At 72.2% G+C, this 25,420-nt stretch carries 20 protein-coding genes; 12 read left to right on the forward strand and 8 right to left on the reverse strand.

The annotated features are described in order from the left end of the window. Window positions 1-38 precede the first annotated feature (38 nt). On the reverse strand, window positions 39-2,747 hold the full coding sequence (locus CFP65_RS19000; protein WP_254552458.1) for a transglycosylase domain-containing protein: 2,709 nt from the start codon (window positions 2,745-2,747) through the stop codon (window positions 39-41). A gap of 397 nt (window positions 2,748-3,144) precedes the next feature. Here CFP65_RS19000 and CFP65_RS19010 point away from each other — a divergent pair, with 397 nt between their 5' ends. The 3 genes from CFP65_RS19010 (at window position 3,145) to CFP65_RS19020 (ending at window position 6,586) form a co-directional block, all read left to right on the forward strand. Further along, on the forward strand, window positions 3,145-3,828 hold the full coding sequence (locus tag CFP65_RS19010) for a PadR family transcriptional regulator (RefSeq protein WP_104817237.1): 684 nt from the start codon (window positions 3,145-3,147) through the stop codon (window positions 3,826-3,828). Window positions 3,829-3,970: 142 nt separating this feature from the next. Then, window positions 3,971-5,053, forward strand: a complete 1,083-nt coding sequence (locus tag CFP65_RS19015; RefSeq protein WP_104817239.1) for an inositol-3-phosphate synthase — start codon at window positions 3,971-3,973, stop codon at window positions 5,051-5,053. Window positions 5,054-5,263: 210 nt separating this feature from the next. Beyond that, window positions 5,264-6,586 carry an MFS transporter gene (locus tag CFP65_RS19020; RefSeq protein ID WP_371682436.1) on the forward strand — a complete coding sequence of 441 codons (1,323 nt, stop codon included), beginning with the start codon at window positions 5,264-5,266 and terminating at the stop codon, window positions 6,584-6,586. A 112-nt stretch (window positions 6,587-6,698) separates the two neighbouring features. Here CFP65_RS19020 and CFP65_RS19025 read toward each other — a convergent pair whose 3' ends face one another. Both CFP65_RS19025 and CFP65_RS19030 read right to left on the reverse strand, forming a co-directional pair. Next, the gene (locus tag CFP65_RS19025) at window positions 6,699-7,391 is read right to left on the reverse strand and encodes a restriction endonuclease (RefSeq protein WP_104817243.1); all 693 of its coding nucleotides are present in this window, start codon (window positions 7,389-7,391) and stop codon (window positions 6,699-6,701) included. A 177-nt stretch (window positions 7,392-7,568) separates the two neighbouring features. Next, window positions 7,569-8,990, reverse strand: a complete 1,422-nt coding sequence (locus tag CFP65_RS19030) for a CCA tRNA nucleotidyltransferase (protein ID WP_104820977.1) — start codon at window positions 8,988-8,990, stop codon at window positions 7,569-7,571. Between the two features lie 491 nt (window positions 8,991-9,481). Between CFP65_RS19030 and CFP65_RS19035 the strand changes: the two genes are divergently transcribed. The 9 genes from CFP65_RS19035 (at window position 9,482) to trxA (ending at window position 20,753) form a co-directional block, all read left to right on the forward strand. Beyond that, window positions 9,482-11,788 (forward strand): DUF6049 family protein, encoded by a 2,307-nt coding sequence (locus CFP65_RS19035; protein WP_104817245.1) that lies wholly within the window; start codon window positions 9,482-9,484, stop codon window positions 11,786-11,788. 45 nt (window positions 11,789-11,833) lie between these two features. Continuing rightward, window positions 11,834-14,269, forward strand: coding sequence for a murein biosynthesis integral membrane protein MurJ (gene murJ / locus CFP65_RS19040; RefSeq protein ID WP_104817247.1), 2,436 nt, complete (start codon window positions 11,834-11,836; stop codon window positions 14,267-14,269). A gap of 255 nt (window positions 14,270-14,524) precedes the next feature. Continuing rightward, window positions 14,525-15,916 (forward strand): protein kinase family protein, encoded by a 1,392-nt coding sequence (locus CFP65_RS19045; RefSeq protein ID WP_104817249.1) that lies wholly within the window; start codon window positions 14,525-14,527, stop codon window positions 15,914-15,916. Continuing rightward, window positions 15,913-16,536 (forward strand): hypothetical protein, encoded by a 624-nt coding sequence (locus tag CFP65_RS19050; RefSeq protein WP_158702243.1) that lies wholly within the window; start codon window positions 15,913-15,915, stop codon window positions 16,534-16,536. Before CFP65_RS19045 ends, CFP65_RS19050 begins: the two co-directional genes overlap by 4 nt. 23 nt (window positions 16,537-16,559) lie before the next feature. Beyond that, the gene (sigM, locus tag CFP65_RS19055) at window positions 16,560-17,441 is read left to right on the forward strand and encodes an RNA polymerase sigma factor SigM (RefSeq protein ID WP_104817252.1); all 882 of its coding nucleotides are present in this window, start codon (window positions 16,560-16,562) and stop codon (window positions 17,439-17,441) included. A 7-nt stretch (window positions 17,442-17,448) separates the two neighbouring features. After that, a complete protein-coding gene (locus tag CFP65_RS39035; protein ID WP_158702244.1) occupies window positions 17,449-18,351 on the forward strand; it encodes an anti-sigma factor in 903 nt (300 codons plus the stop codon). 121 nt (window positions 18,352-18,472) lie between these two features. After that, window positions 18,473-18,937, forward strand: coding sequence for a hypothetical protein (locus CFP65_RS19065; RefSeq protein WP_104817254.1), 465 nt, complete (start codon window positions 18,473-18,475; stop codon window positions 18,935-18,937). A gap of 399 nt (window positions 18,938-19,336) precedes the next feature. Beyond that, a complete protein-coding gene (gene trxB / locus CFP65_RS19075) occupies window positions 19,337-20,302 on the forward strand; it encodes a thioredoxin-disulfide reductase (protein WP_104817258.1) in 966 nt (321 codons plus the stop codon). Between the two features lie 124 nt (window positions 20,303-20,426). Beyond that, on the forward strand, window positions 20,427-20,753 hold the full coding sequence (trxA, locus tag CFP65_RS19080; protein ID WP_104817260.1) for a thioredoxin: 327 nt from the start codon (window positions 20,427-20,429) through the stop codon (window positions 20,751-20,753). Window positions 20,754-20,900: 147 nt separating this feature from the next. On the opposite strand, the gene CFP65_RS19085 is transcribed toward trxA, so the two are convergent. The 5 genes from CFP65_RS19085 to CFP65_RS19105 all read right to left on the reverse strand — a co-directional run bounded on the left by CFP65_RS19085 (window position 20,901) and on the right by CFP65_RS19105 (window position 25,388). Continuing rightward, on the reverse strand, window positions 20,901-21,530 hold the full coding sequence (locus CFP65_RS19085; RefSeq protein WP_104817262.1) for a GNAT family N-acetyltransferase: 630 nt from the start codon (window positions 21,528-21,530) through the stop codon (window positions 20,901-20,903). Between the two features lie 115 nt (window positions 21,531-21,645). Further along, the gene (locus tag CFP65_RS19090) at window positions 21,646-22,722 is read right to left on the reverse strand and encodes a ParB/RepB/Spo0J family partition protein (protein WP_104817263.1); all 1,077 of its coding nucleotides are present in this window, start codon (window positions 22,720-22,722) and stop codon (window positions 21,646-21,648) included. Further along, window positions 22,719-23,690, reverse strand: coding sequence for a ParA family protein (locus tag CFP65_RS19095; protein ID WP_158702245.1), 972 nt, complete (start codon window positions 23,688-23,690; stop codon window positions 22,719-22,721). Before CFP65_RS19095 ends, CFP65_RS19090 begins: the two co-directional genes overlap by 4 nt. A gap of 203 nt (window positions 23,691-23,893) precedes the next feature. Further along, window positions 23,894-24,679 carry a 16S rRNA (guanine(527)-N(7))-methyltransferase RsmG gene (rsmG, locus tag CFP65_RS19100; RefSeq protein WP_104817266.1) on the reverse strand — a complete coding sequence of 262 codons (786 nt, stop codon included), beginning with the start codon at window positions 24,677-24,679 and terminating at the stop codon, window positions 23,894-23,896. A 187-nt stretch (window positions 24,680-24,866) separates the two neighbouring features. Beyond that, window positions 24,867-25,388, reverse strand: a complete 522-nt coding sequence (locus CFP65_RS19105) for a R3H domain-containing nucleic acid-binding protein (RefSeq protein ID WP_104817268.1) — start codon at window positions 25,386-25,388, stop codon at window positions 24,867-24,869. Window positions 25,389-25,420 lie beyond the last annotated feature (32 nt).

Consider the following 25,420-nt stretch of genomic DNA (forward strand, 5'->3'; position numbering starts at 1 on the left):
GCTCGGCCGCGCCCCCTCGGGCTCGCACTGCGTCAGGCTCAGCCCGAGGCGCTCTCGTTGTTGGAGAGCGCCCCGCCACCGGCACCGCCGCCGCCACCGCCACCGCCGCCACCGGCGGCCGGGCTGGCGCTGTCGCTGGGCGAGGAGGAGGGCTGACCGCCGCCACCGCCCGGCTTGGTGCGGGTCGGCGAGGGAGCGGTCGGGCTCGAGGACTCGCAGAGCCCCAGCAGACAGGTCGGCGAGCTGCTGGTGGTCGGCGAGCTGGACGGCCGGCCACCGGTGCGGCTGCTGCTCGGGCTCGGCGTGCTGCTCGGGGTGGCGCTCGGCGTCGCGCTGGCCGAGGGCGAGTCGCTGGCCGAGGGCGAGGGCGAGTCGGTGGACGGCGCACCCGAGGAGTTGACGGCCTGGCCGATCGGCTCCGGGTCGGGGAAGTCCATCTTCTCCTGACCGTCCAGCGCCACCTTCATGTACCGGGTGAAGATGTCGGTCGGGAAGTCACCACCGTGCACCGAGGTGTGCCCGGCGGTGCCGTCCAGCGAGAGCAGACCGGGCTTGCCCGGCTCCTCGCGCCACATGCCGACCGAGGTGGTCAGCTGCGGGGTGTAGCCCACCCACCAGGCCGAGGTGCCGGCGTCGGTGGTACCGGTCTTGCCCGCCACCGGGCGGCCCAGCGCGTTGGTCTTGGTACCGGTACCGTTCTTCGCCACGTTCTGCAGCACGTCGGTGACGTTGTCGGCGACGGCCTGGTCGATGACCTGCTTGGCCTTCGGCTTCTCGAAGCCGGGCTTGGGCACGCCGTCCTTGACCAGCTTGAGCACCGAGTACGGGTCGGTCTGCATGCCGCGGGCGGCGAACACCGAGTAGGCCGAGGCCATCCGGATCGCGCTCGGGGTCGAGGTGCCCAGCGGGAAGGTCAGCGAGGTGGTCGGCGCGAAGCCGGCGGTCAGGCCCAGCGACTGGGCCATCGCCTTCACATTGTCGTTGCCGACGTCCTGGCCGAGCTGCACGAACGGCACGTTGTACGAGTACTGCATGGCCTGCTTCAGCGTCACGTAGCCCTTGTCGCCCGGGCTGTCGTTGCGCTGGTGGTACGGCTTGCCGTCGTCGCCGATGGCCGGCGAGCCGTCGGCCTTGTAGATCGGCGCCATGTCGTCGGCCAGGTAGAGGCTGCTGGCGTTGATCGGGGTCGGCTGGCCGTCGGCGCCCTTCTTGGTCAGCACGCCCTTCTGCATCGCGGTGGCCAGCACGAAGGGCTTGAACGTCGAACCGACCGGGATGCCCGAGCCGTCGGCGTTGTTGGTGTAGTGCTTGTTCTCGACCCCGTCACCGCCGTAGATCGCCACGATCGCGCCGTCGTTCGGCACCACCGAGGCGGCACCGATCTGCACGAAGGTGTCGGTCTTGGGGCGCTTGTTGGTGTCGAGGGCCTCGGCCTTGACGTCGTCGACCGCCTTCTTCAGGGCGTCGACCTTGCCCTTGTCGAAGGTGGTGTAGATCTGGAAGCCACCGTGCGCCAGGGTGGCGTCGGTGATCGTCTTGTCCTTGGACTCGATGTAGTTGTTGGCCATGTCGACCAGGTAGCTGATCTCGCCGTTCATGTTCGCCGAGGGGCGCTTCGGGATCGGCTCGGGGAAGGTGGTGCACTTGGCCTTCTCCTCCGGGGTGATCGCCTTGGTGATCACCATCCGGCCGAGGATCCAGTTCCACCGGTCCACCATGCGCTGGTGGTTCGCGGCGTTCAGCGAGGGGTCGTACAGGCCGGCGCCCTTGAGCAGACCGGCCAGCATCGCGCTCTGGCAGACGTCCAGGTTCTTCGCGTCCACGCCGTAGTACGACTGGGCGGCGGCCTGGATGCCGGTGGAGCCACGGCCGAACCAGCTGGTGTTCAGGTAGCCGGTGAGGATCTTGTCCTTGCTCTGGTTCTGGTTGACCTTGAGCGTGATGAAGAGCTCGTCCACCTTGCGGGAGAGGGTCTGCTCCTGGCTCAGGTAGGCGTTCTTCACGTACTGCTGGGTGATGGTCGAGCCACCCTGGGTCTCGCCACCGGTGGCCATGTTGTAGACGGCGCGGGCGATGCCCTTGGGGTCGATGCCGGAGTCGGTCTCGAAGCTCTCGTTCTCGGCCGCGATGACGGCCTTGCGCGCATTCGGGCTGATGTCCTGGAGCTGGACCACCTGACGGTTGGTCGAGCCCTGACGGGTCATCTCCGAGTTGTCGGCCCAGTAGTAGATGTTGTTCTGGTCGTGCACCAGGGCGTTGACGTCCGGGATCGTGGTGTTCGCGTACGCGATGCCGACGGCCGCCACGCAGCTGCCGAAGAAGATCACGAAGGCGGAGAGCACCTGCTTCCAGGAGGGCATCCAGCGCCAGACCCCGCGCTTGCCGTAGCGGGGGTAGTCGATGAAGCGCTTCTTGCCGGGCCCGCTCGGGGCGCCGGCCCCACCGGGGCCGCCCGGCCCCCGGCCACCACGACCGCCGCCGCCGTTGCCCCCGCCGTTGCCGGCGCCGCCGCGGCCGCCGCCCTTGGCGGCCTGCTTGCGCATCTCCGCCCGGGTCAGCCGGGGCTGCTGGGCCGTCTCCCGGTGCACCGCCTGGCGCGGCCCCGGTCCCGGGGCCGGCCGGTCGTACCGCGGGGCACCCTCCGGCGGGGTGCCGTAGGCATAGGGGCGTCCGCCCTCGGGCGCGCGGCGGCCCGGAGGCTGCTCACCGCCGCCCGGGTTGGACGACCTGCGCCGGTGTTCGCTCATCTTCCAGCAACTCCTCGGTCAGACCGCTCGGGCCTGAAGGCAGGGTTCACTTCCGATGCCCGCCAACCGCCTTGTCCCCGGGAGGTGGTCCTCGTGCACACGCGACAGCGTACGCACCTGTAATTCGGTACTAAACGGGCATCAGGCGCATAAGCCCGCATACCGTCGCCAGATCATTACCTGCCCGTTGCGTTCTACCCCCTCCCCGGGGCCGCCCGCCTCTCCGGACCGGCGACCTGACGCACCGTCCAAGCCCACGTGATCACATTCACTCGTGCCCCCCTTGCCCGTTTCGTGACCCAGGTTTACTGTTCTCGATATATCGAGCCGATACATCGAGACGGCATAACCGACGCGACCGCGTCGGAGCCGGCGACAGGGCGGGAGGCAAGACGGCATGAGCAGGCGCTCCGGAGTGCTGGAATTCGCCGTTCTCGGCCTGCTCCACGACGCCCCGATGCACGGGTACGAGCTCCGCAAGCGGCTCAACGTGCTGCTCGGGTCGTTCCGTGCCTTCTCGTACGGCACGCTCTACCCCTGCCTGAAGAGCCTGGTGGCCCAGGGTTTCCTGGTCGAGGACAACCCGGACGTCGAGTACGTCCCCGCCACCGCGCTCAACGGCAAGCGGTCGAAGATCGTCTACCGGCTCTCGGCCGAGGGCAAGCAGCGCTTCGAGGAGCTGCTCGCCGACTCCGGGCCGGACGCGTGGGAGGACGAGCACTTCGGTGTGCGCTTCGCCTTCTTCGGTCAGACCGACCGATCGGTGCGGATGCGCGTCCTGGAGGGCCGCCGCAGCCGGCTGGAGGAGCGGCTGGAGCGGATGCGCAGCTCCATCTCCCGCACCCGCGAGCGGTTCGACGACTACACGCTCGAGCTCCAGCGGCACGGCCTCGAATCGGTGGAGCGCGAAGTCCGCTGGTTGAACGAGCTGATCGAGACCGAGCGGGCCAATCGCACCGGTCGCGGCGGGACCTCCGCCGGCGACCCCAGTACTTCGGACGGCCGTGGCCAGGAGGCCGGGTCGGCAGACCCGCCCAGGCCACCGCACGACCGCCCGGGGCGCTCCGCCATGGAGCGCTGACGCCGCGCACGCCAGGCGGAGCGATCCGCCCGAGCACGTGGCACCGAGTGGGCGCCGTGCGCGCCCGTCGATCAGTCAGAACAGAAGTTGAGCTGAGTCCCGCCTCGCGGCGGGCCTCATGAGAACACAGGGAGCAACCGGAATGGGTTCGGTTCGCGTAGCCATCGTGGGCGTCGGTAACTGCGCCGCGTCGCTGGTGCAGGGTGTCGAGTACTACAAGGACGCCGACCCGGCCGGCAAGGTCCCCGGGCTGATGCACGTGCAGTTCGGCGACTACCACGTCCGTGACGTGGAGTTCGTCGCCGCGTTCGACGTCGACGCCAAGAAGGTCGGCTTCGACCTGGCCGACGCCATCGGCAACAGCGAGAACAACACCATCAAGATCTGCGACGTGCCGCCGACCGGCGTCACCGTGCAGCGTGGCCACACCCTCGACGGTCTGGGCAAGTACTACCTCGAGACCATCGAGCAGTCCGACGAGGCCCCGGTCGACGTCGTCCAGGCCCTCAAGGACGCCCAGGTCGACGTCCTGGTCTGCTACCTGCCGGTCGGCTCGGAGCAGGCTGCCAAGTTCTACGCCCAGTGCGCCATCGACGCCAAGGTCGCCTTCGTGAACGCCCTCCCGGTGTTCATCGCCGGCACCAAGGAGTGGGCCGACAAGTTCACCGAGGCCGGCGTGCCGATCGTCGGCGACGACATCAAGTCGCAGGTCGGCGCCACCATCACGCACCGCGTGATGGCGAAGCTCTTCGAGGACCGCGGTGTCATCCTCGAGCGCACCATGCAGCTGAACGTCGGCGGCAACATGGACTTCAAGAACATGCTCGAGCGCGAGCGCCTGGAGTCCAAGAAGATCTCCAAGACCCAGGCCGTCACCTCGCAGATCCGCGACCGTGACATGGGCGCCAAGAACGTCCACATCGGCCCGTCCGACTACGTCGCGTGGCTCGACGACCGCAAGTGGGCCTACGTCCGCCTCGAGGGCCGCGCCTTCGGCGACGTCCCGCTGAACCTCGAGTACAAGCTCGAGGTCTGGGACTCCCCGAACTCGGCCGGTGTCATCATCGACGCCGTCCGCGCCGCGAAGATCGCCAAGGACCGCGGCATCGGCGGCCCGATCCTCTCCGCGTCCTCGTACTTCATGAAGTCGCCGCCGGTGCAGTACTTCGACGACGAGGCCAAGGAGAACGTCGAGAAGTTCATCCGTGGCGAGGTCGAGCGCTGAGCGCAGCGAAGCATTGCTCGCTGTTGAAGGGTGAGCGCTGAGCGCAGCGAAGCATTGCTCGCTGTTGAACGGTGAGCGCTGCTAGCTGATCTCCACCTTAGGGCCCGAGTGCATCGCACTCGGGCCCTTCGGGCTTTTCCGGGCCGGTACGCCCCGTTTTACGTCATGTTTCACGTGAAACACCGGCAGGTGGCATGGCACCCTGGGCGGGTGGCCCTCACGGAGAACAGCAGCCCCGCAGCCGGTGACACCCAGAGCCCGCCCAGCGCCACCCTCCGCGGGCTGCTGCGTGGCCGGGACTTCCGGCGCCTCCTGACGGCCCGGGTGCTGTCCCAACTCTCCGACGGGGTCTTCCAGGTCTCCCTGGCCTCCTACGTGATCTTCTCCCCCGAACGCCAGGCCAGCCCCGCCGACATCGCCTCGATGCTCGCGGTGCTGCTGCTGCCGTTCTCGGTGATCGGCCCGTTCGCCGGCGTCCTGCTCGACCGCTGGCGGCGCCGACAGGTGCTCTACCTCGGCAACCTCGCCCGGTTCGGCCTGGGCCTGGCCACCGGTGGGCTGCTGCTGGCGCGGGCCCCCGAGTGGCTGTTCTTCGGTGCGGCCCTGCTGGTCACCGCGCTCAACCGCTTCATCCTGGCCGGCCTCTCGGCCGCCCTCCCCCGGGTGGTCGCCGCGGATCAGCTGGTCACCGCCAACTCCCTCTCCCCCACCCTCGGCACCGTCGCCGCCGCGGCGGGCGGCGGGATAGGCTTCCTGGTCCACCTGGTGCTGCCGCCCGGCCGCGACGCCGACGCCACCCTGGTCACCCTGGCCGCCCTGCTCTACCTCTCCGCCTCCCTGGCCGCCCGCCGGATGGCCCCCGACCTGCTCGGCCCGGATGTCCACACCGACCACCCGCCCCTGGGCCGGGCCATCCGCCAGGCCGCCCACGACCTCTCGGCCGGCGTCCGCCACCTGACCCGCGACTGCCGCCCGGCGGTCCACGCACTGGCCGCCGTCACCGTCTCGCGCTTCTGCTACGGCGTCCTGGTGGTGATGGTCCTGATGCTCTCCCGCTACACCTTCAACGACCCCGCCAACAGCACCGCCGGCATGGCGACCCTCGGCAAGACCGTCGCCGTCTCCGCCCTCGGCTTCTTCCTCGCCGCCGTGATCAGCCCCTGGTGCAGCCGCCGCCTCACCGTCCCCGGCTGGCTCGCCACCTGCTCCGCCCTGGCCGCCCTCTTCGTCCCCGCCCTCGGTCTCTTCTTCGCCCCCGGCCCGGCCATCCTCACCGCCCTGCTGCTCGGCATCGTCACCCAGGGCACCAAGATCTGCGCCGACACGCTCGTGCAGGAGGCTGTGGAAGACGAATTCCGGGGGCGGGTCTTCGCGATCTACGACGTGCTCTTCAACCTGGCCTTCGTGGCGGCGGCGGGGGTGACGGCCCTGGTACTGCCACTGAACGGGCGCTCGGCGGCGGTGGTGGTGGGAGTAGCCGTGGTCTACGCGGCGACGGCGGCCCTGTACTGGCGAGCGGCCCGACGGAAGTGATTGAAGATCCACAGACCGCCTTCGAGGCGGTCTGTGAACGCTGGCTCCGGCGCCGATTTCGTTGAATCTTGACTGACCGCCTTCGAGGCGGTCAGTCAAGATTCAACTTACTTCAGTGTCCCGCGCCGTCGTCCAAGGCCCGGAGGAGCCGCTGGCGGCGCCGGGCGATCTCCTTCTCCTCGTCGTCCAACACGATCCGCTCCAGCCGGTCGACCCGGTCGCCCATGGCGTCCAGCTTCCGGCTGTTGCTGCCGACCTCCACGATCAGCGCGTTGAGCAACGGCGTGACCGAGGTGTGGATGACGTTCCGCACCACCCGCTCCGAGACCCGGGCAACCGCCTCGTCGACGCTCCCCGGCGCGAACGGCGGGTTGTCCACAACCCCTCCGGAGGGGTTGTCCACAGGCTGGAACATCGTGCGCCGCTCGATGTCCAGGAGGTAGCACCGCACCTGTCGGGCCACCTCGCTGTCCCGCATCAGCATCGCGAGGTTCAGCACCGTACGGCGGGTGAAGAGCGCCAACGAGCGCGCCCGCGAGGGCGACTTGCCGAGCTCCTTGAACGAGGCGAGCTCCGCCCCGGTCACCACCCGGTAGCCGTTGGACTCCAGCTCGCCCCGGTGGTCGATCACCAGCGAGTGGACCGCCTTCTCCTCGACCTCGAAGTACTGCGCGACGCCCTCGGTCGTGACGTGCATGCCGTCCGGCAGCAGCACGAGCGCCCGGACCTTGTCGAGCACCTCCACGCGGTCGGCGACCGCCGCGCGCATCGTCGGGGACTCGATCAGGACGGTATCGATGGCCATGACTGCTCTCCTTCCGAGGCGGAGGGACTTTCCCTCCCCTCGGACGGAGCAACGAGGCCACTGATCAGCCAGTACGACCTACCGATCAGTACCGCACAATCGAGCGGAAGTTCCCTCCGACCCCTAAAGGGACTAGCACTCGATCCATTAAAAATCGAAAAACGGCGCCGAATCGAACTACTGCTGTGCCGCCCACCACTCGCGCAAGGCGGCGACCGCCGCCTCGTGCTCCATCGGCCCGTGCTCCAGGCGGAGCTCCAGCATGTGCTTGTACGCCTTGCCGACCATCGGCCCCGGCTTCAGGTCCAGCAGGCCCATGATCTCGTTGCCGTCCAGGGCCGGGCGGATCGCGTCGAGCTCCTCCCTCTCCTTGAGCTCGGCGATCCGCACCTCCAGCGAGTCGTACGTGCGCGAGAGCGCCGCTGCCTTCCGCTTGTTGCGGGTGGTGCAGTCGGAGCGGGTCAGCTTGTGGAGGCGCTCGAGCAGCGGGCCGGCGTCCGTGACGTACCGCCGCACCGCCGAATCCGTCCACTCGCCGCCGCCGTAGCCGTGGAAGCGCAGGTGGAGCTCGACCAGCTTGGAGACCTCGTCGATCATCTCCTTGGAGTACTTGAGCTCCCGCATCCGCTTGCGGGTCATCTTCGCGCCGACCACCTCGTGGTGGTGGAAGGAGACCCGGCCGTCGGACTCGAAGCGGCGGGTGCGCGGCTTGCCGATGTCGTGCAGCAGCGCAGCCAGCCGCAGCACCAGGTCCGGGCCGTCCTGCTCCAGGTCGATGGCCTGCTCGAGGACGGTCAGTGAGTGCTCGTAGACGTCCTTGTGGCGGTGGTGCTCGTCGGCTTCGAGCTGCAGCGCCGGGAGCTCGGGCAGCACGTGCTCGGCGAGGCCGGTGTCGACCAGCAGGCGCAGGCCCTTCACCGGGTGGGCGGCCAGCAGCAGCTTGTTGAGCTCGGCCTGGACCCGCTCGGCGGAGACGATGGTGATCCGGTCGGCCATCGCGGTCATCGCCGCGACCACCTCGGGGGCCGGGGTGAAGTCGAGCTGGGCGGCGAAGCGGGCGGCCCGCATCATCCGCAGCGGGTCGTCGGAGAAGGACTCCTCGGGGGTGGCGGGGGTGCGCAGCACCCGGGCCTCCAGGTCGTCCAGCCCGTGGTGCGGGTCGACGAACCCTCGTCCGGGCAGGTCCACGGCCATCGCGTTGACGGTGAAGTCGCGGCGGACCAGGTCCTGCTCGATGGTGTCGCCGTAGGTCACCTCGGGCTTGCGCGAGGTGCGGTCGTACGCCTCGGAGCGGTAGGTGGTGATCTCGATCAGGAAGCTGCCGTCGGCAGTGTCCTTGCGGGCGCCGACGGTGCCGAAGGCGATGCCCACGTCCCAGACCGCGTCCGCCCAGCCACGCACGAGCTTGAGCACCTGCTCCGGCCGGGCGTCGGTGGTGAAGTCGAGGTCGTTGCCGAGCCGGCCGAGCAGCGCGTCGCGCACCGAGCCGCCGACCAGGGCCAGCCGGTAGCCGGCGTCCTGGAAGCGGCGGGCGACCTCGTCGGCGACCGGGGAGACCCGCAGCAGCTCCTGGAGGCCGAGGGCCTGGGCCTCGCTCAGCCCCGGTACGGCCGCAGGGGCCGCAGCAGCCGCGACGGGCTCGGGGGTACGGGCACCAGCGGCGCTGGACTGGACGGGGGGCTCATTGGCAGTGGACACGGCACACAAGGGTACGTGGCCGGACTCCCCCGCTGCCCGGTCACACCCGCCGCCCGCCCCACCAACGGTCAGCCGGAGGCCAGCCGGAGGCGCACCGCCCGACCCGCCGAAGCCCCGCCGAGGCCCCGCCGATCCCCCGCCGAGGCCCCGCCGAGCACCCGCCGAGCACCGTCCGGACACGCACCGGCCGACCCACTGCCCGCCCCGGCCCGGGGTCGCCGGACGGCCGGCCGGGCGTTCAGCCGAGGGCCCGCAACACTGCGGGTGCCGCCACGTCGTTACCATGCCGGTGGGACAGCACCAGCGCGGTACCGCGTCAGCTCCACGCCCGGGCCGGGGGAGCGGCTGCGCCCACCCCACGGACTGATCGAGAAACGGCGAGGGCTGAGCGCGTGAGCGACCGGACGAAGCGGACCGCACACACCGGACAGCGCCTCGCCGCGCTGCTGGCCGGCTTCGCCGCCCTGGTCGCCACCGGCACCCCGGCGCTGGCCGCCGGAGCGGCCCGCCCCGGTCTGCTGACGGCCGCCCCCGAGTACCCGGCCAGTGTCACGATCAACACCGTGAGCCCCTCGGTGGCCGACCAGTCCACCGGCACGGTCACCGTGACCGGCACCGTCACCAACTCCGGCGGCTCCGCGTTCAAGTCCGCCCACGCGGCCGTGCGCAAGCCCTCGCCGGACGGCCGCAAGTCACTGCCGCTGCAGACCCGCAGCGACCTCAACCTGGTCGCCATCCGCAACTCCCCGGGCAGCGCGGACGGCATCGACCTCGCCGCCCCGCTGGACCAGCTCGGCGACCTGGCACCGGGTCAGAGCAAGTCGTTCAAGCTGGAGGTGCCCACCGCCAAGCTGGACCTCGGTGAGGCGGGGGCGTACGAGCTGGCGGTGGACGTCTGGGAGGGCAACGAGGCCGCGGAGAACTCCCACCCGCTCGGCATCGCCCGCACCTTCCTGCCGTACAACACCCCGGCCTCGCCGCTGGCCACCAACGTGGCCGCGCTCTGGCCGATCACTCACTCCCCCGAGCTGGTCGCGCAGACCATGCAGGACGCCGAGCAGACGCCGGTGCTGCGGGACGACAGCCTGACCAAGGACCTCGCCCCCGGCGGCCGGCTCTACGAGCTGGTGAACACCGGCGCCGGGCTGCCCGGGCTGACCTGGATGGTCGACCCGGACCTGCTGGACGCGGTCTACGCGATGACCCGCAACTACCGGGTGCAGAAGCCGGGCACCCAGGCGGAGACCGCCACCAACGACAACACCGTGCCCGGCGGCGGCAAGGCCGTGGCCACCGCCTGGCTGGCCGCGCTGCGCACGGCAGTCGCCACGGCGGGCAGCCAGGTGGTGGCGCTGCCCTACGCGGACCCGGACCTCGCCTCGATCGCGCACAACGGCGTCGGCCTCCCGGGCATGGACACCGCGCTGCGCAAGGCCGGCACGGTCGGCCGGCTGACCGCCGAGGGACGCCTCGCCACCGACGTCACGGCCGGGGTGGCCTGGCCGTACGACGGCTACCTGGACCAGGCCGTGGGCCAGGTCGCGCAGACCGCCGGGGACGGCGTGGTGCTGGTCAACGGCATGAGCCTGCCCGACCCGGCCTCGCTGCGGTACACCCCCAACGCCGTCCGCAAGCTCGGCAACGGACTGACCGCGGTGGTCGCCGACCCGGTGGTCTCCGAGCCCTTCCAGCACGACCTGAGCACGCCCAAGGACGTCACCGCGGCCACCCAGCGCTTCCTGGCCGAGACCATGACGATCACTCAGCAGCAGCCGCAGGACCAGCGCAGCCTGCTGGTGATGCCCCCGCGCGAGCTGACCGCCGCCACCGCCAAGGCGCTGGCCAACGCCCTCACCCAGGCGCAGAACGGCAAGTGGCTCCAGCTGGTCAAGCTGGACACGGTGGCCCAGGCCCAGCCCAACCCGCAGGCCGCCACCAACCCGGCCGACTACCCTGCCGGGGTGCGCGCCTCCGAGCTGGACGGCACCGAGCTGGGCAGCGTGATGTCCATGCAGGGCGACCTCGACCAGCTGCTGCGGATCCTGACCCAGCCGCAGCGGGTGCGCAGCCCCTTCAGCGCCGCGATGCTCCGCTCGATGTCCACCGCCTGGCGCGCCGACCCGGCCGCCGGGGACGACTACCGGGCGGGCGTGAAGAAGTACCTGTACAACCTGATCACGGCGGTCAAGGTCCCGAAGAAGAGCGTGATCACTCTCCCAGGTGACTCGGGCACCCTGCTGGTGAGCGTCAAGAACGACCTCACCCAGGCCGTCGGCAACCTCGAACTGCGCCTCACCTCGGTGCAGCCGAACCGCCTGAACGTCGGCCCGCCGGAGACTGTGGTGCTCGACGCCTCCACCAGCCGCACCCTCCGGTTCCCGGCCGAGGCCAAGGTCAACGGCACCGTCCAGATGACCGCCCAGCTGTACACCACCGGCCCGGGCGGCGGCCCGTACGGCGAGGCGGTGACCTTCAACGTGGACGTCACCTCGGTGACCCAGGGCGTGCTCTACGTGATCGGCGGGGGCGTGGTGCTGATGCTGCTGGCCGGCGGCCGGTTCTACCTCCAGCGCAAGAAGCGGGCCGGTGAGCCCGAGGAGGACCCGGACGCGCCGCTGGAGCCCGGCCCGGACGCGGCGTACGGCGCCAGCGCGGATGCCACTGATCCGGCCGCCGGTGATGAGAAGGTGGGTCACTGAGGAGCCGCCACCGGGGCGCCTCCACCCCAGTGACGAAGAGGTGGCATGAGCGAGCAGCGCCCGCAGCAGGCCCGAGGGCGTGACCAGTCGGACGGCGCCACGGACGCCGCGCGGCCCGCCGACTGGTACCTCTCCGACACCTACGCCGAGGACCCGTTCGCGGCCGGGGCGTACGACACCGAGGCCGGGGCGGACCCGTACGGGCTGCGCGCCGCCGAAGCGGCCGCCGCGCCGCCGAAGCCCCCCGCAACGCCGCTCCCCCCGCAGAGCGGCCCGCCCGAGCCCGCCCTGACGCCCCCGCCGACCCACTGGACCTCGCTCGCGGCCGACCTGGCCGAGCTCAGGGCCGACCTCCAGCCGACCGCACCGGCACCGGCACCGGCCGCCCCCGCGCCGGCTACGCCCGCCGGGCCCGAGGCCGAAGCAGCCGAGGCCGATGCCGAGCCCGTGGTGCCCGAGCTGACCATGGAGCTCCGCGTCCCCGAGGCGCCGGCCCAACCGGTAGAACCGGTCGAGCCGGCCGAGCCGCTGGAACCGGTGGCCGGACCGGTCGAGAGCTCCCCGTGGAACACCGAGACCACCGAGTACGTCGGCGTGGACGCCCTGCTCGGCGCCCGGGCCGCCGCCGAGGAGCCGGAGCAGCATCCCGAGCAGGGGCCCGGGCACCCCACACCCCCGCCGCAGCCGGCCACCCCGCCGATCGAGTTCGACCCGCCGCTCTCCGAGGAGGAGGCCAACCTCCAGGTGGCGGCCGTCCAGGTCCCGCCGGCCCACCTGGTGCCCGAGGAGACCCCGGCGGCCGGCGACGAGGGCCGCGGGGGCGGTGGCGGTGGCGGCGGCAAGGTCTCCGGCCTGCTCGGCTCCAGCGCCGTGATGGCCGCCGGCACCCTGGTCTCCCGGGGCACCGGCTTCCTGCGCACCATGGTGATCGCCGCCGCGATCGGCGTCGGCACCATGGGCGACTCGTACAACGCCGCCAACACCCTCCCCACCCTGCTCTACATCCTGATCGGCGGCGGCGCGCTGAACGCCGTCTTCGTGCCGCAGCTGGTCCGCAGCATGAAGCAGGACGAGGACGGCGGCACCGCCTACGCAAACCGGCTGCTCACCCTGGTGATGACCGGTCTGGCCGGGGTCGCCTTCGTCGCCGTGCTGGCCGCCCCGGTGCTGGTCCAGCTGATCTCGCACTCGCTGATGAAGGACCAGGCGAGCGCCGACGCCACCGTGGCGCTGGCCCGGTACTGCCTGCCGACCATCTTCTTCATGGGCGTGCACGTGGTGATGGGCCAGATCCTCAACGCCCGCGGCCGGTTCGGCGCGATGATGTGGACGCCGGTCCTGAACAACATCGTGGTGATCTTCACCTTCGCGATGTACCTCGGGGTCTTCGGCACCTTCGAGCACAGCGAGGTCACCCCGGACACCGTCTCCCCCGAGGGCATCCGGCTGCTCGGGGTCGGCACCCTGCTCGGCCTCGCCGTCCAGGCGCTCGCGATGGTCCCGTACCTGCGGGCGGCCGGCTTCCACTTCAAGCCGCGCTTCGACTGGCGCGGCCACGGCCTGGGCAAGGCCGCCCGGCTGGCCAAGTGGACCTTCCTCTTCGTGCTGGCCAACCAGGCCGGCTACCTGGTCGTCACCCAGCTGGCCACCGCCGCCGGTTCGAAGGCCGAGAAGGCCGGCCACCTGGGCGTGGGCCTGGCCGCGTACTCCAACGCGCTGCTGATCTGGCAGCTGCCGATGGCGGTGGTCACCGTCTCGGTGATGAGCGCGGTGCTCCCCCGGCTCTCCCGCTCGGCCGCCGACGGCGACCCGGGCGCCGTCCGCGACGACCTCAGCTACGGCCTGCGCACCTCGGCGGTGGCGATCGTGCCCGCCGCCTTCCTCTTCCTCGCCCTCGGCCCGGTGATCGGCAGCGCCATCTACGGCCTGGGCAACGGCGGCGCCGTCGCGCACGGCACCACCGCCGTCGGCTTCATGCTCTCCGCCTTCGCCCTCGGGCTGATCCCGTACTCCGTCCAGTACGTGCTGCTGCGCGGCTTCTACGCCTACGAGGACACCCGCACCCCGTTCTCCAACACCGTCTGGGTGGCCGTCTGCCAGGCCGCCGCCGCCGTGCTCTGCTACCTGGTGCTGCCCGCCCAGTGGGCCGTCACCGGGATGGCCCTGGGGTACGGCGCCGCCTACGCCGTCGGCGTGGCCGTCGCGGTGCCCAAGCTCAAGGCGAAGATCGGCGGCCTGGACACCGGCCGGATCGCCAAGACCTACGTCCGGCTGACCATCGCCTCGCTGCCGGCCGCCGCCGTCGGCCTCGGCGTCGAACTGGCCCTGAACGGCCTGCTCGACGGCTGGCTCGGCAGCGTGCTCACCCTGGTGCTGGCCGCCGGGCTCCAGCTGGCCGTGTTCGGGCTGGTCGCCCGCAGGATGCGGATCGAGGAGCTCAACTCGCTGCTCGGCATGGTGCGCAGCCGACTCGGCCGTTGACGGCGAGCCCACCGGGCCTGGCTCTCCCTCAGGCGGCGCACACCGGGCCGGATTCGACAGATCTCGTCGAATCCGGCCCGTTCGCAGGTGAGCGCCCCTGCCGGGCCCCCGCAGGCGGCCGGTCGGCCCCCGTGCGGTCGTAGCGGGGTGCCAAGAGTGGGCACAATTGTCCTGGCGCGGCGCGACCCCCTTCGACGGGGCGCGCCCGAGCCGGAGTTCGCGGACCGGGGCGATACAAGGGGAGGCAGGACCACGGTGGCTGATGGCACCAAGGCAGTCGTCGACACGTCCGAGGCGGACGAGGCGGCACTCGCCGTGGCACTCGGGGAGACCTCCGACGCCACGCCCCCCGAGACCGCCCGCACACGCTCCACCCCCGACCCCGCTGAGCCCGCCGAACCTGCCGAACCCGCTGCCAAGAGCGGGGCCGCCGCGAAGAGAGACCCGGCCGAGGAGACCACCCCGGCCACTCCGGCCACCCCAGCAGCCCCGGCCGAGAAGACCGCCCAGGTCGAGGAGACCGCCCCGCTCTCCACCGCCGAGATCGCCGCCGAACTGGCCGTCGGCGCCGCAGCCCTCTCCAACGCGGCCCTGCTGCTCGCCGCCGACCACACCGCCGCCCCGGCCCGGTCCACCGCCGCCACCCCGGCCGAGGCCGACCCGGACACCGGCTCACTGCCCGTCCTGCTGCCCGCCCCGCTGCGGCACAGCGGCGACAAGATCGGCGGCCGGTACCGGCTGGAGGAGTGCGTCACCCAGTCCGAGGCGTTCAGCAGCTGGCGGGCCGTGGACGAGAAGCTCCGCCGCGACGTGGGCGTCCACCTGCTCGCCGCCGGCCACCAGCGCGCCCGCGCCGTGCTCGCCGCCGCCAAGGCCGGCGCGCTGCTCAACGACCCGCGCTTCGTCCAGGTGCTCGACGCCGTCCAGGACGGCGAGCTGGTCTACGTGATCCGCGAGTGGCTGCCCGGGGCCGTCGACCTCGCCCAGCAGCTCGCCGACGGCCCGATGGAGCCGTACGACGCCTACCAGATGGTCCGTCAGGTCACCGACGCGATCGCCGCCGCCCACCGGGCCGGGCAGGCCCACCTGCGGCTCACCCCGCGCTGCGTGCTGCGCACCGACTCCGGCCAGTACCGGATCAACGGCATCGCCGTGGACGCCGCCCTGCGCGGCCTGCCCACCGAGGAGGCCGCCCTCGCCGACACCCGGGCGATCGGCGCGCTGCTCTACGCCGCCCTCACCCACCGCTGGCCCTACCCCGAGGACCGGTACGACCTCCAGGGCCTGCCCAAGGACCTCGGCTGCGTGCCGCCCGACCAGGTGCGGGCGGGCGTGCACAAGGGGCTTGCCGAGCTCGCCGCCCGCGCCCTGTGCGCGCAGCCGCCGCACCACCTGGAGCCGATCACCACCCCCGAGCAGCTCGCCAAGGCGATCGCCCTGATGCCCCGGCTGCGCGCGCCCGAGCCCCCGGCCCTCACCCCGCCGTCCGCCTTCGCCTCCCCCGCTACACGCCCGGCCGCCCCTCCGACGCCACCACCGTGCTACCGCCGCACCCCGCCCAGGCGCAGCTCGGCACCGTCCAGATCGGCGCGGGGGCACCCCCCGCCCCGCCCCGGAAGCGGCGCGGACGCCGCCGCAAGGTGGTGAAGCTGGCCAAGTGGACCGTCTCGGCGGTCGCGCTGGCCGCCATCGGCCTGGGCTCCTGGCAGCTGGTCAGCTACCTGCACAACCAGGAGAAGACCGGCGGCACCGGCCACGGCGGCACCCCCGGCCAGAGCGCCGCCCCGCTGCCCCCGACCCCGACCGGTCAGCCGGTGCGGATCAGCGCGGTCACGGCGTACAACCCGCTCGGCACCGGTCTCGAGCACCCGGACACCGCTGCCAACGCCGCCGACGGCAAGCCGGACACCGTCTGGACGACCTCCAAGTACGACTCGCAGCTCGGCTCCTGGAAGCAGGGCACCGGCCTGATCGTCGACCTGGGCTCCGTGCACCACGTCTCCGCCGTCCACGTCGAGGCCGTCGGCGGCCCCACCACGGTCGAGCTCCGGGCCACCGCCGCCACGGTCACCGGCGCGGCCCCCATCGAGCGGGAGGACCTCCCTGCCTACGGCAGCGCCCTCGCCAAGGACATCGGCACCGACCTCAACCTCAACCCGGCCCACGCACTCGACACCCGCTACCTCTTGATCTGGCTCACCGACCTGCCCAAGGATGTGGATGGCAAGTTCCAGGGCCGGATCGCCGAGATCAAGGTCACCGGCTGACCGGCAGCACGAGGGGAGGCGGCATGCCCGCACCGGCTTCCTCCCCCGCTGCCCCCGACTCGGCCGCCGGCGGCTCCGGCGCCGCCCCCGCCACCGGAGCGGCTGAGCGCACCGGGCCCGCCGGGAGCACCCCGCCCACCGACACCACCCCGCCCACCGAGACCTCCACGCTCACCGACGCCGAGCTGCTGGCCCGGCACAGCACCGGCGACCCGGAAGCCTTCGGCCTGCTCTTCCAGCGCCACCGGGACCGCCTCTGGGCCGTCGCCCTGCGCACCCTGGGCGACCCCGAGGAGGCCGCAGACGCCCTCCAGGACGCCCTTGTCTCCGCCTTCCGGGCCGCCGCCGGCTTCGAAGGCCGCTCCGCCGTCACCACCTGGCTGCACCGGATCGTGGTCAACGCCTGCCTGGACCGGGCCCGTCGGGCCGCCACCCGCCGGGCCGGCTCCCTGGACGAGACCCCCGAGCGGCTGGACACCCTGCTCGGCACCGCCGAAGCCCCCGAGACCGCGGTGGTCCGCGCGGAGCAGCAACGCGAGATCTCCGCCGCGCTGGCCGCCCTCCCGCCCGACCAGCGCGCGGCCCTCGTCCTGGTCGACATGCAGGGCTACCCGGTGGCCGAGGCCGCCGCCGTCCTCGGCGTCCCCACCGGCACCGTCAAGAGTCGCTGCGCCCGTGGCCGGGCCCGGCTGCTCCCGCTGCTCGGCCACCTCCGCACCCCGGCCGCCGACCCCGCTGTTTCACGTGAAACCACGGCCCCCGCGCCAGTCGCTGTTTCACGTGAAACAGCGACCGCACCCGGGCCCGCCACCGACGGGAACCCAGCCGGGCCCGCTCCCGTCCAACCAGCGGCCACCGAGCGCCCGAAGCCCACGGATGGCCCGAAGCCCCTGGAAGGGATGTGACCGCCCGATGACGCCCCACACCCCCTCCCAGCCCGCCGACGACCAGCCCGGCCACCCCGAGCTGGAGCTGCTGGCCGACCTCGCCGAGGACCTGCTCCCGCCGGCCCGGGCCACCGAGCTGCACGCCCACCTCGCCGACTGCCCCGAGTGCGCCGACACCTACGCGGCCTTCGCCGAGGTCCGCGAACTGCTGGCCGACACCCCGGCGCCCCCGATGCCCCCCAAGGTCGCCGCCCGCATCGACGCCGCCCTCGCCGCCGAGGCCGCCGCCCGCGCCGAGACCGCCCGAGCCGCCGAAGCCGCCATCCGCACCCAGGCCCAGACCACCGCCCGAGCCGAAACCCCCGCGCCCACCCCCTCCCCCGCCACCACCACCGAGCCCACCGAGCCCACCGAGGCCCCCGGCTCGCGCCCCCACCCCCGGCGCCGACGCCGCCTGCTGGCCGGCGCCCTCGGGCTCGCCGCCGCGCTGGCGATCGGCACCCTGGTCGGTCAGCTCGACGGCTCGGCCCCGAGCACAGCGGGCCCGTCCGCCGGCGCCGCCGCCCAGGCCCCCGTCGGCCCGGCCTTCACCGCCGACAACCTCGCCCCCGAGGTCCGCCGACTGTTCCCGCCCCGGGAGACCGGCAAGCCCTCCACCGGGGCCAACCCCGAGATCCACGGCCTCGCCACCCCGGCCGACCCCGGCACCCCGGACACCATCGCCGTCCCCGAGCCCTGCCTCGCCCAGGCCGTCGGCCACCCGGGCGCCGCCCCGCTCGCCAGCACCAAGGGCAGCTACCAGGGCACCCCCGTCCTGGCCCTGGTCTACCCCCTCCCCGACCAGCCGGCCGACTACGACGTCTACCTGGTCACCCCCGGCTGCCCCGGCGCCACCGTGCTGCTCCACCAGACCGTCCCCGCGCACTGAACCCCTCCGGTCGGCCGCCACCACCGCCGACGCGAGCGCGTATGGGAAAGAGATAGGGCCTGCTTCCAAGATCGGAAACGTCCCGCTCGACCTTCTCCCTCCCATCTCCGGAGCGACACCCATGCAGAAGAAGCGCGCCGCAGCCCTCCTCCTCGCCGCCACCGCGGTCCCGGCCATGCTGCTCGGCACCTCCACCGCTGCCTACGCCGGCACCGGCGTCACCTGGCAGGACGCCGCCACCGGCTACTACCTGGAGTCCGTGACCGGCACCAATTCCGTCATCACCTTCTGGAACGGCGGCGCCCAGGGCACCCACTGGACCGACATCCAGAACAGCGACGGCAGCTGGAACGAGGTCGACCAGTGGGGCCGCTGCCTCACCGCCTACTGGCAGGACCAGGTCTACACCGAGAACTGCAACTCGGCCGCCGACGGCACCAACTGGTACCAGCGCTGGTACGAGGTCAACACCGGCAACGGCTGGAAGCTGGTCAACCGCGAGACCGGCCGCGTCCTGGACAGCAACGGCAACGGCAGCGTCTACACCGGCCCGGACAACGGCGGCTCGTACCAGCGCTGGCACTGATCCCGCCCGGGCCCCTGGGCCCCCGGGCTCCGGGCGGGCCCCGCACCCCGCCCCGCACGACCTGACGAGGTGGACCCGATCGAGCCCTTCCCGGGCCCGACGGGACACCCGCAGCACGAAGCTCCTGGTAGGCAGGCGATCCACCGAACTCGCCCGCACTGCCAGGAGCTTCGTGTTTCCCCCACGCCGCCCCGCCCGGGCGACGGCCCGCCGCCGAGCTCCGCACCACCCGCCCGACCCCTGGTGCTGGCCCGACCACCCATCGGGCGGCTGCTGCGCCGACCCGTGGGAATGAGCGACACTGGTGTGTCGTTGTCCGGGGCGGCGGAGCAGGACCGCCCTCCGCGCAGAAGCGCCCCACCCGCGGTCCAGGCCGTGTGATGCGAACCAGGAGATGCAGTGAGCGACGTCCGTAATGTGATCATCATCGGGTCCGGCCCCGCCGGGTACACCGCCGCGCTCTACACCGCCCGAGCCTCCCTCAAGCCGCTGGTCTTCGAGGGCGCCGTGACCGCCGGCGGCGCGCTGATGAACACCACCGAGGTCGAGAACTTCCCGGGCTTCCGGGACGGCATCATGGGCCCCGAGCTGATGGACAACATGCGGGCCCAGGCCGAGCGCTTCGGCGCCGAGCTGGTGCCGGACGACATCGTCGAGGTCGACCTCACCGGTGACATCAAGACCGTCACCGACTCCGAGGGCACCGTGCACCGCGCCCGCGCCGTGATCGTCACCACCGGCTCGCAGCACCGCAAGCTGGGCCTGCCCCGCGAGGACGAGCTCTCAGGTCGCGGTGTCTCCTGGTGCGCCACCTGCGACGGCTTCTTCTTCCGCGACCAGGACATCGCCGTGGTCGGCGGCGGCGACACCGCGCTGGAGGAGGCGACCTTCCTCTCCCGCTTCGCCAAGTCCGTCACGGTGATCCACCGCCGCGACTCGCTGCGCGCCTCCAAGGCCATGCAGGAGCGCGCCTTCGCCGACCCGAAGATCTCCTTCGCCTGGGACAGCGCCGTGGAGGCCATCCACGGCGACCCGAAGCTGAGCGGTGTCACCCTGCGCGACACCACCACCGGCGAGCTCCGCGAGCTGCCCGTCACCGGCCTGTTCATCGCGATCGGCCACGACCCGCGCACCGAGCTCTTCAAGGGCCAGCTCGACCTCGACGCCGAGGGCTACCTCAAGGTCGAGGCCCCCTCCACCCGCACCAACATCCCGGGCGTCTTCGGCGCCGGCGACGTGGTCGACCACACCTACCGCCAGGCCATCACCGCCTCCGGCACCGGCTGCTCCGCCGCGCTGGACGCCGAGCGCTACCTCGCCTCGCTGGCCGACCTGGAGGCCCAGGCCGCCGCGGTCGCCGTCTGATCCACCACGAGCCCGACGCAGAGCGGGCTTGAAACAAGACAGCAGCCCCGGTTGTTGTCCTCCCCAGAGGTGCCGAGCGGTTCCCAGCCCGCGCACCACCCGTTCGCAACCTTTAGGAGCTCCCGTGGCCGGCGCCACCATCACCGTCACCGACGATTCCTTCGACGCCGAGGTGCTCAAGAGCGAGAAGCCCGTCCTGGTGGACTTCTGGGCCACCTGGTGCGGCCCGTGCCGCATGGTCGCCCCGATCCTCGAGGAGATCGCGGGCGAGCACGGCGACAAGCTCACCGTCGCCAAGATCGACGTCGACGCCAACCAGCAGACCGCTGCCACGTACAACGTCATCTCCATCCCGACGCTGAACGTGTACAAGGGCGGTGAGCTGGTGAAGACCATCACCGGCGCCCGTCCGAAGGCCGCCCTGCTCCGCGAGCTGGCCGAGTACCTCTAAGCCGATTCCTCCGAGCCGGTAGCACCACTCCGGTAGCACGTGCACCGCCGAGGGCGGGCCCTTCCCACAGGGGCCCGCCCTCCGCCGTTCCCGATCACTCCGGTCACCCCGGTCCTCAGAGCAGCCCGGAACAGCGTGGACCGGCCCTCAGAACGGCCGCAGCGCGGGCTCCTTCCGCCGCCCGCCCCGGCCACCGCCCAGGAGGCGCTCCAGGGCCACCTCCACGTCCCCCTTCCAGGAGAGCGTGGTGCGGGCCTCCAGCCGCAGCCGCGGGTACCGGTGGTGCGGCCGCACCGTCTTGAAGCCCACCGCCAGCAGGTGGTCGGCGGGCAGCACGCAGCTCGGGATCTCCCGGCCGACCGCCCCGAAGGCCTCCACCGCACGGAAGCCGCGGCCGACCACGTCCTTGACCACCTGCTGCACCAGCACCCGGCCGAGCCCCTGCCGCTGGTAGCCGGGCAGCACCCGGCTGACCATCAGCTGCACGGCGTCCGGCGAGACCGGGCTGGTCGGGAAGGCGCCGGAGCGCGGCACGTAGGCCGGCGGCGCGTACAGCACGTACCCGGCCGGCACGTCGTCCACGTAGGCGATCCGGCCGCAGGAGCCCCACTCCAGGAGCACCGCCGAGATCCAGCCCTCCTTCTCCAGCTCCGGCTTGCCGCTCTCCACCGCCGCCTTGGCGGTGACCGGGTCCAGCTCCCAGAACACACAGGACCGGCAGGTGGACGGAAGGTCCGCCAGGTTGTCCAGGGTCAGCGGAGCGATCCTGCGTCCCACGCCCGCACCTCCTCCTCAGCACACCAGCTTGCTCCGAAAAGACGGAAACGGGTGCATGTTTCACGTGAAACATGCACCCGTCATAGGGCCCCCGTCGTACGGGACCGGCCGGGGCTCAGCCCTGCGAGAGCCGCAGCCCCTCCTCGCCGGGGGCGAGGCTGTCCAGGATCCGGTTCAGGTCCTCCACCGAGGCGAACTCCAGCACGACCTTGCCCTTGCCGAGCTTGCCGCCGCGCTGCGAGACCTCCACCTTGACCCGGGTGTCGAAACGGTCCGAGAGCCGGCCCGCCAGGTCGTTGAAGGCCGGGGAGATCAGCCGGCCGGCCTTCGGGCCGGCACCCCGCTGCGGCTTCTCCTCCTGGTCCATCACCGCGACCAGCTCCTCGGTGGTGCGCACCGAGAGCCCCTCCGCGATGATCCGCTTGGCCAGCGCGTCCTGCCGCTCGCCGTCCGGCACCCCGAGCAGCGCGCGGGCATGGCCCGCCGTCAGCACGCCCGCCGCCACCCGGCGCTGCACGGCCGGCGAGAGCCGGAGCAGCCGCAGCGTGTTGGAGACGTGCGAGCGGGAACGGCCGATCCGGTCGGCCAGCTCGTCGTGGGTGCAGGAGAAGTCGCGCAGCAGCTGGTCGTAGGCGGCCGCCTCCTCCAGCGGGTTGAGCTCGGCCCGGTGCAGGTTCTCCAGGAGCGCGTCCAGGAGCAGCTTGTCGTCCTCGGTGGCCCGGACGATCGCCGGGATCTGCTCCAGACCGGCCTCCCGGGAGGCCCGCCAGCGCCGCTCGCCCATGATGAGCTCGAAGCGGTCGGCCGAGACCTGCCGCACCACCACCGGCTGGAGCAGGCCCACCTCCTTGATGGAGGCCACCAGCTCGGCCAGCTTGTCCTCGTCGAAGACCTCGCGCGGCTGGCGCGGGTTCGGCGTGATCGAGTCCAGCGGCAGCTCCGCGAAGCGGGCGCCCTCCACCGGGGTCAGCTGGGCCTGCTGCTCGCGGGCGGATTCGGCGGCCGCCTTGGCCGCCACCGTGCCGCGGTCGGTCGGCAGCACCGGCACCGCGCTGGGCGAGACCGCCCCGCTGCCGACCACCGGCGCCGCGCCCGAACGCGCGGGGGCCACCGTGGCCGGCGCGGCGGCGGGCACCCCCGCCGGGATCAGGGCTCCGAGCCCGCGGCCGAGGCCCCTACGTCCACCGCTCACCGGTTGTCCTCCATCGTGCTGCCGTGCTGTGCCATCTCAGCCCCACCGCTGCGCTGCTGCCCCACCGAACCGGCCCCGACCGCCCCGACCCCGACCGCCCGCAGCGCGAGCTCGCGGGCCGCCTCCAGGTAGGAGAGCGCCCCGGTGGAACCCGGATCATAGGTCAGCACCGTCTGCCCGTAGCTCGGCGCCTCCGAGATGCGGACCGAGCGCGGGATCGCGGTGCGCAGCACCTCCTCGCTGAAGTGGGTGCGCACCTCCTCCGCGACCTGGGCGGCCAGCCGGGTGCGGGCGTCGTACATGGTGAGCAGGATGGTGGAGACGTGCAGCTGCGGGTTGAGGTGCTGGCGCACCAGCTCCACGTTGCGCAGCAGCTGGCCGAGGCCCTCCAGCGCGTAGTACTCGCACTGGATCGGGATCAGCACCTCCTGGCAGGCCACCAGGGCGTTCACGGTGAGCAGGCCGAGCGAGGGCGGGCAGTCGATCAGGATGTAGTCCAGCGGCTGCTCGTAGGCCGCGATCGCCCGCTGGAGCCGGCTCTCCCGGGCCACCAGCGAGACCAGCTCGATCTCGGCGCCCGCCAGGTCGATGGTGGCGGGCACGCAGAACAGCCCCTCCACCTCGACCACCGGCTGCACCACGTCGGCCAGCGGCTTGCCGCCGACCACCACGTCGTAGATGGACGGCACCTCCACGTGGTGGTCGATGCCGAGCGCGGTGGAAGCGTTGCCCTGCGGGTCGAGGTCGATGACCAGGACGCGCAGCCCGTGCATGGCCAGCGAGGCGGCCATGTTGACGGTGGTGGTGGTCTTCCCCACCCCGCCCTTCTGGTTCGCCACCACGATCACCCGGGTCGCAGCGGGCCTGGGCAGCCCCTCGCCGGCCCGTCCGATGGCCTGCACAGCGGCCTGCGCGGCCCGTGCGATAGGCGTGTCATCGATCTGGTCGATGGTCTCCGAGTCCTGCATGGGGGTCAGTGTTTCACGTGAAACCGGAGCGGCAACAGTCGCCGCCCGGCCGCGACGGAGGATTCCTGGAAGCAGCGAGCGACGTTTCACAGGAAACACCATGCCCGCAATGTCGGAAATCTGACGGTGCGACACTCCGACCGTAGAACGCGACCAGCCCCGGGGATGAAGCCCCGGGGCTGGTCAGCGGGTGTCGAAGAAGCTCAGCGGCGGCGGCGGGCCTGGCCGCGGCCGCCCTCGCCCGGGCGGCCGGCCCGGCCCGCGCGGGCGGCCTTGGCGCGGCGGGTGGCCGCGCGGACGCCGCCGGGGCTCTCCCCCGCCTCGACCTGGACCACCCGGGTCGAGGTCTCCAGGGTGCCCTCGCCCACCGAGATCACCGTCCACTTCACCGCGCCGAGCTTGGTCAGCGCCGAGCGCGACTCGGCCAGCTCCTGCTCCGCGGTGTCGCCCTTGAGCGCCAGCATCTGGCCGTACGGGCGCAGCAGCGGCAGGCCCCAGCCCGCCAGCCGCTCCATCGGAGCCACCGCGCGGGCGGTCACCACGTCCACCGAGAGCTTGCCGACCATCTCCTCGGCCCGGCCGCGCAGCACCGTGACGTTGTCCAGCCCGAGCTCGCGGACCACCTCCTCCAGGAAGGTGGTGCGGCGCAGCAGCGGCTCCAGCAGCGTCACCGAGACGTCCGGGCGGGCCATCGCCACCGGGATGCCGGGCAGGCCGGCCCCCGAGCCGACGTCGCAGAGCGAGGCGTTCTCCGGCAGCAGCTCCGCCAGCACCGCACAGTTGAGCACGTGCCGGTCCCACAGTCGGGGCACCTCGCGCGGGCCGATCAGGCCGCGCTGCACCCCCGCCGTCGCCAGCAGCTCGGTGTACCGCACGGCGGTCTCGTACCTGTCCCCGAAGACCTCGCGCGCCACCGGCGGCGCCTCGGGCAGGCCCTGCTCGCCGCCCTCCGCCGGGATGCCCTCGGTCGTCACGCCGTCCGTGCTCATCTCAGCCTCTCCGCTCACCGTCTCCACCACCGCACTCGACCAGTCGACCAGTCGACCCACTGTTTCACGTGTGCCGTGTTTCACGTGAAACACCGCACGCGAAACGCATCACCGGGCACCCGGCGCCCTCCTGACGGACGACGACCCCGCCCGCGACAGCGGGCGGGGTCGGTCGTCGATCACCACGTCAGGCCGGAAGAACGACCACGCAACGCTGGGGCTCCTCGCCCTCCGACTCGCTGCGCAGACCCGCCGCGGCCACCGCGTCGTGGACCACCTTGCGCTCGAACGGCGTCATCGGACGGAGCTTGACCTGCTCGCCGGTGCTCTTCGCCCGCTCGGCCGCCTCGCTGCCCAGCTCCGCCAGCTCGGACCGCTTCTTGGCCCGGAAACCCGCGATGTCCAGCATGAGGCGGCTGCGCTCACCGGTCTCCCGGTGCACGGCCAGTCGGGTCAGCTCCTGGAGCGCCTCCAGCACCTCGCCGTCCTGGCCGACCAGACGCTGCAGCGCCCGGTCGTTGCCGTCGCTGACGATGGACACCAGAGCGCGGTCGCCCTCGACATCCATGTCGATGTCACCGTCGAGGTCGGCGATGTCGAGCAGACCCTCCAGGTAGTCGGCCGCGATGTCGCCCTCCTGCTCCAGGCGGGCGACGAGGCTCTCCGCACCGGCCTCGGCCTTGACTGCGGCGGTGGTGCCTTCCGTCACTGATGGACTCCTTCGAGGATGGGCCCGCGGGT

The sequence above is a fragment of the Kitasatospora sp. MMS16-BH015 genome (assembly GCF_002943525.1).
GTDB lineage: Bacteria > Actinomycetota > Actinomycetes > Streptomycetales > Streptomycetaceae > Kitasatospora.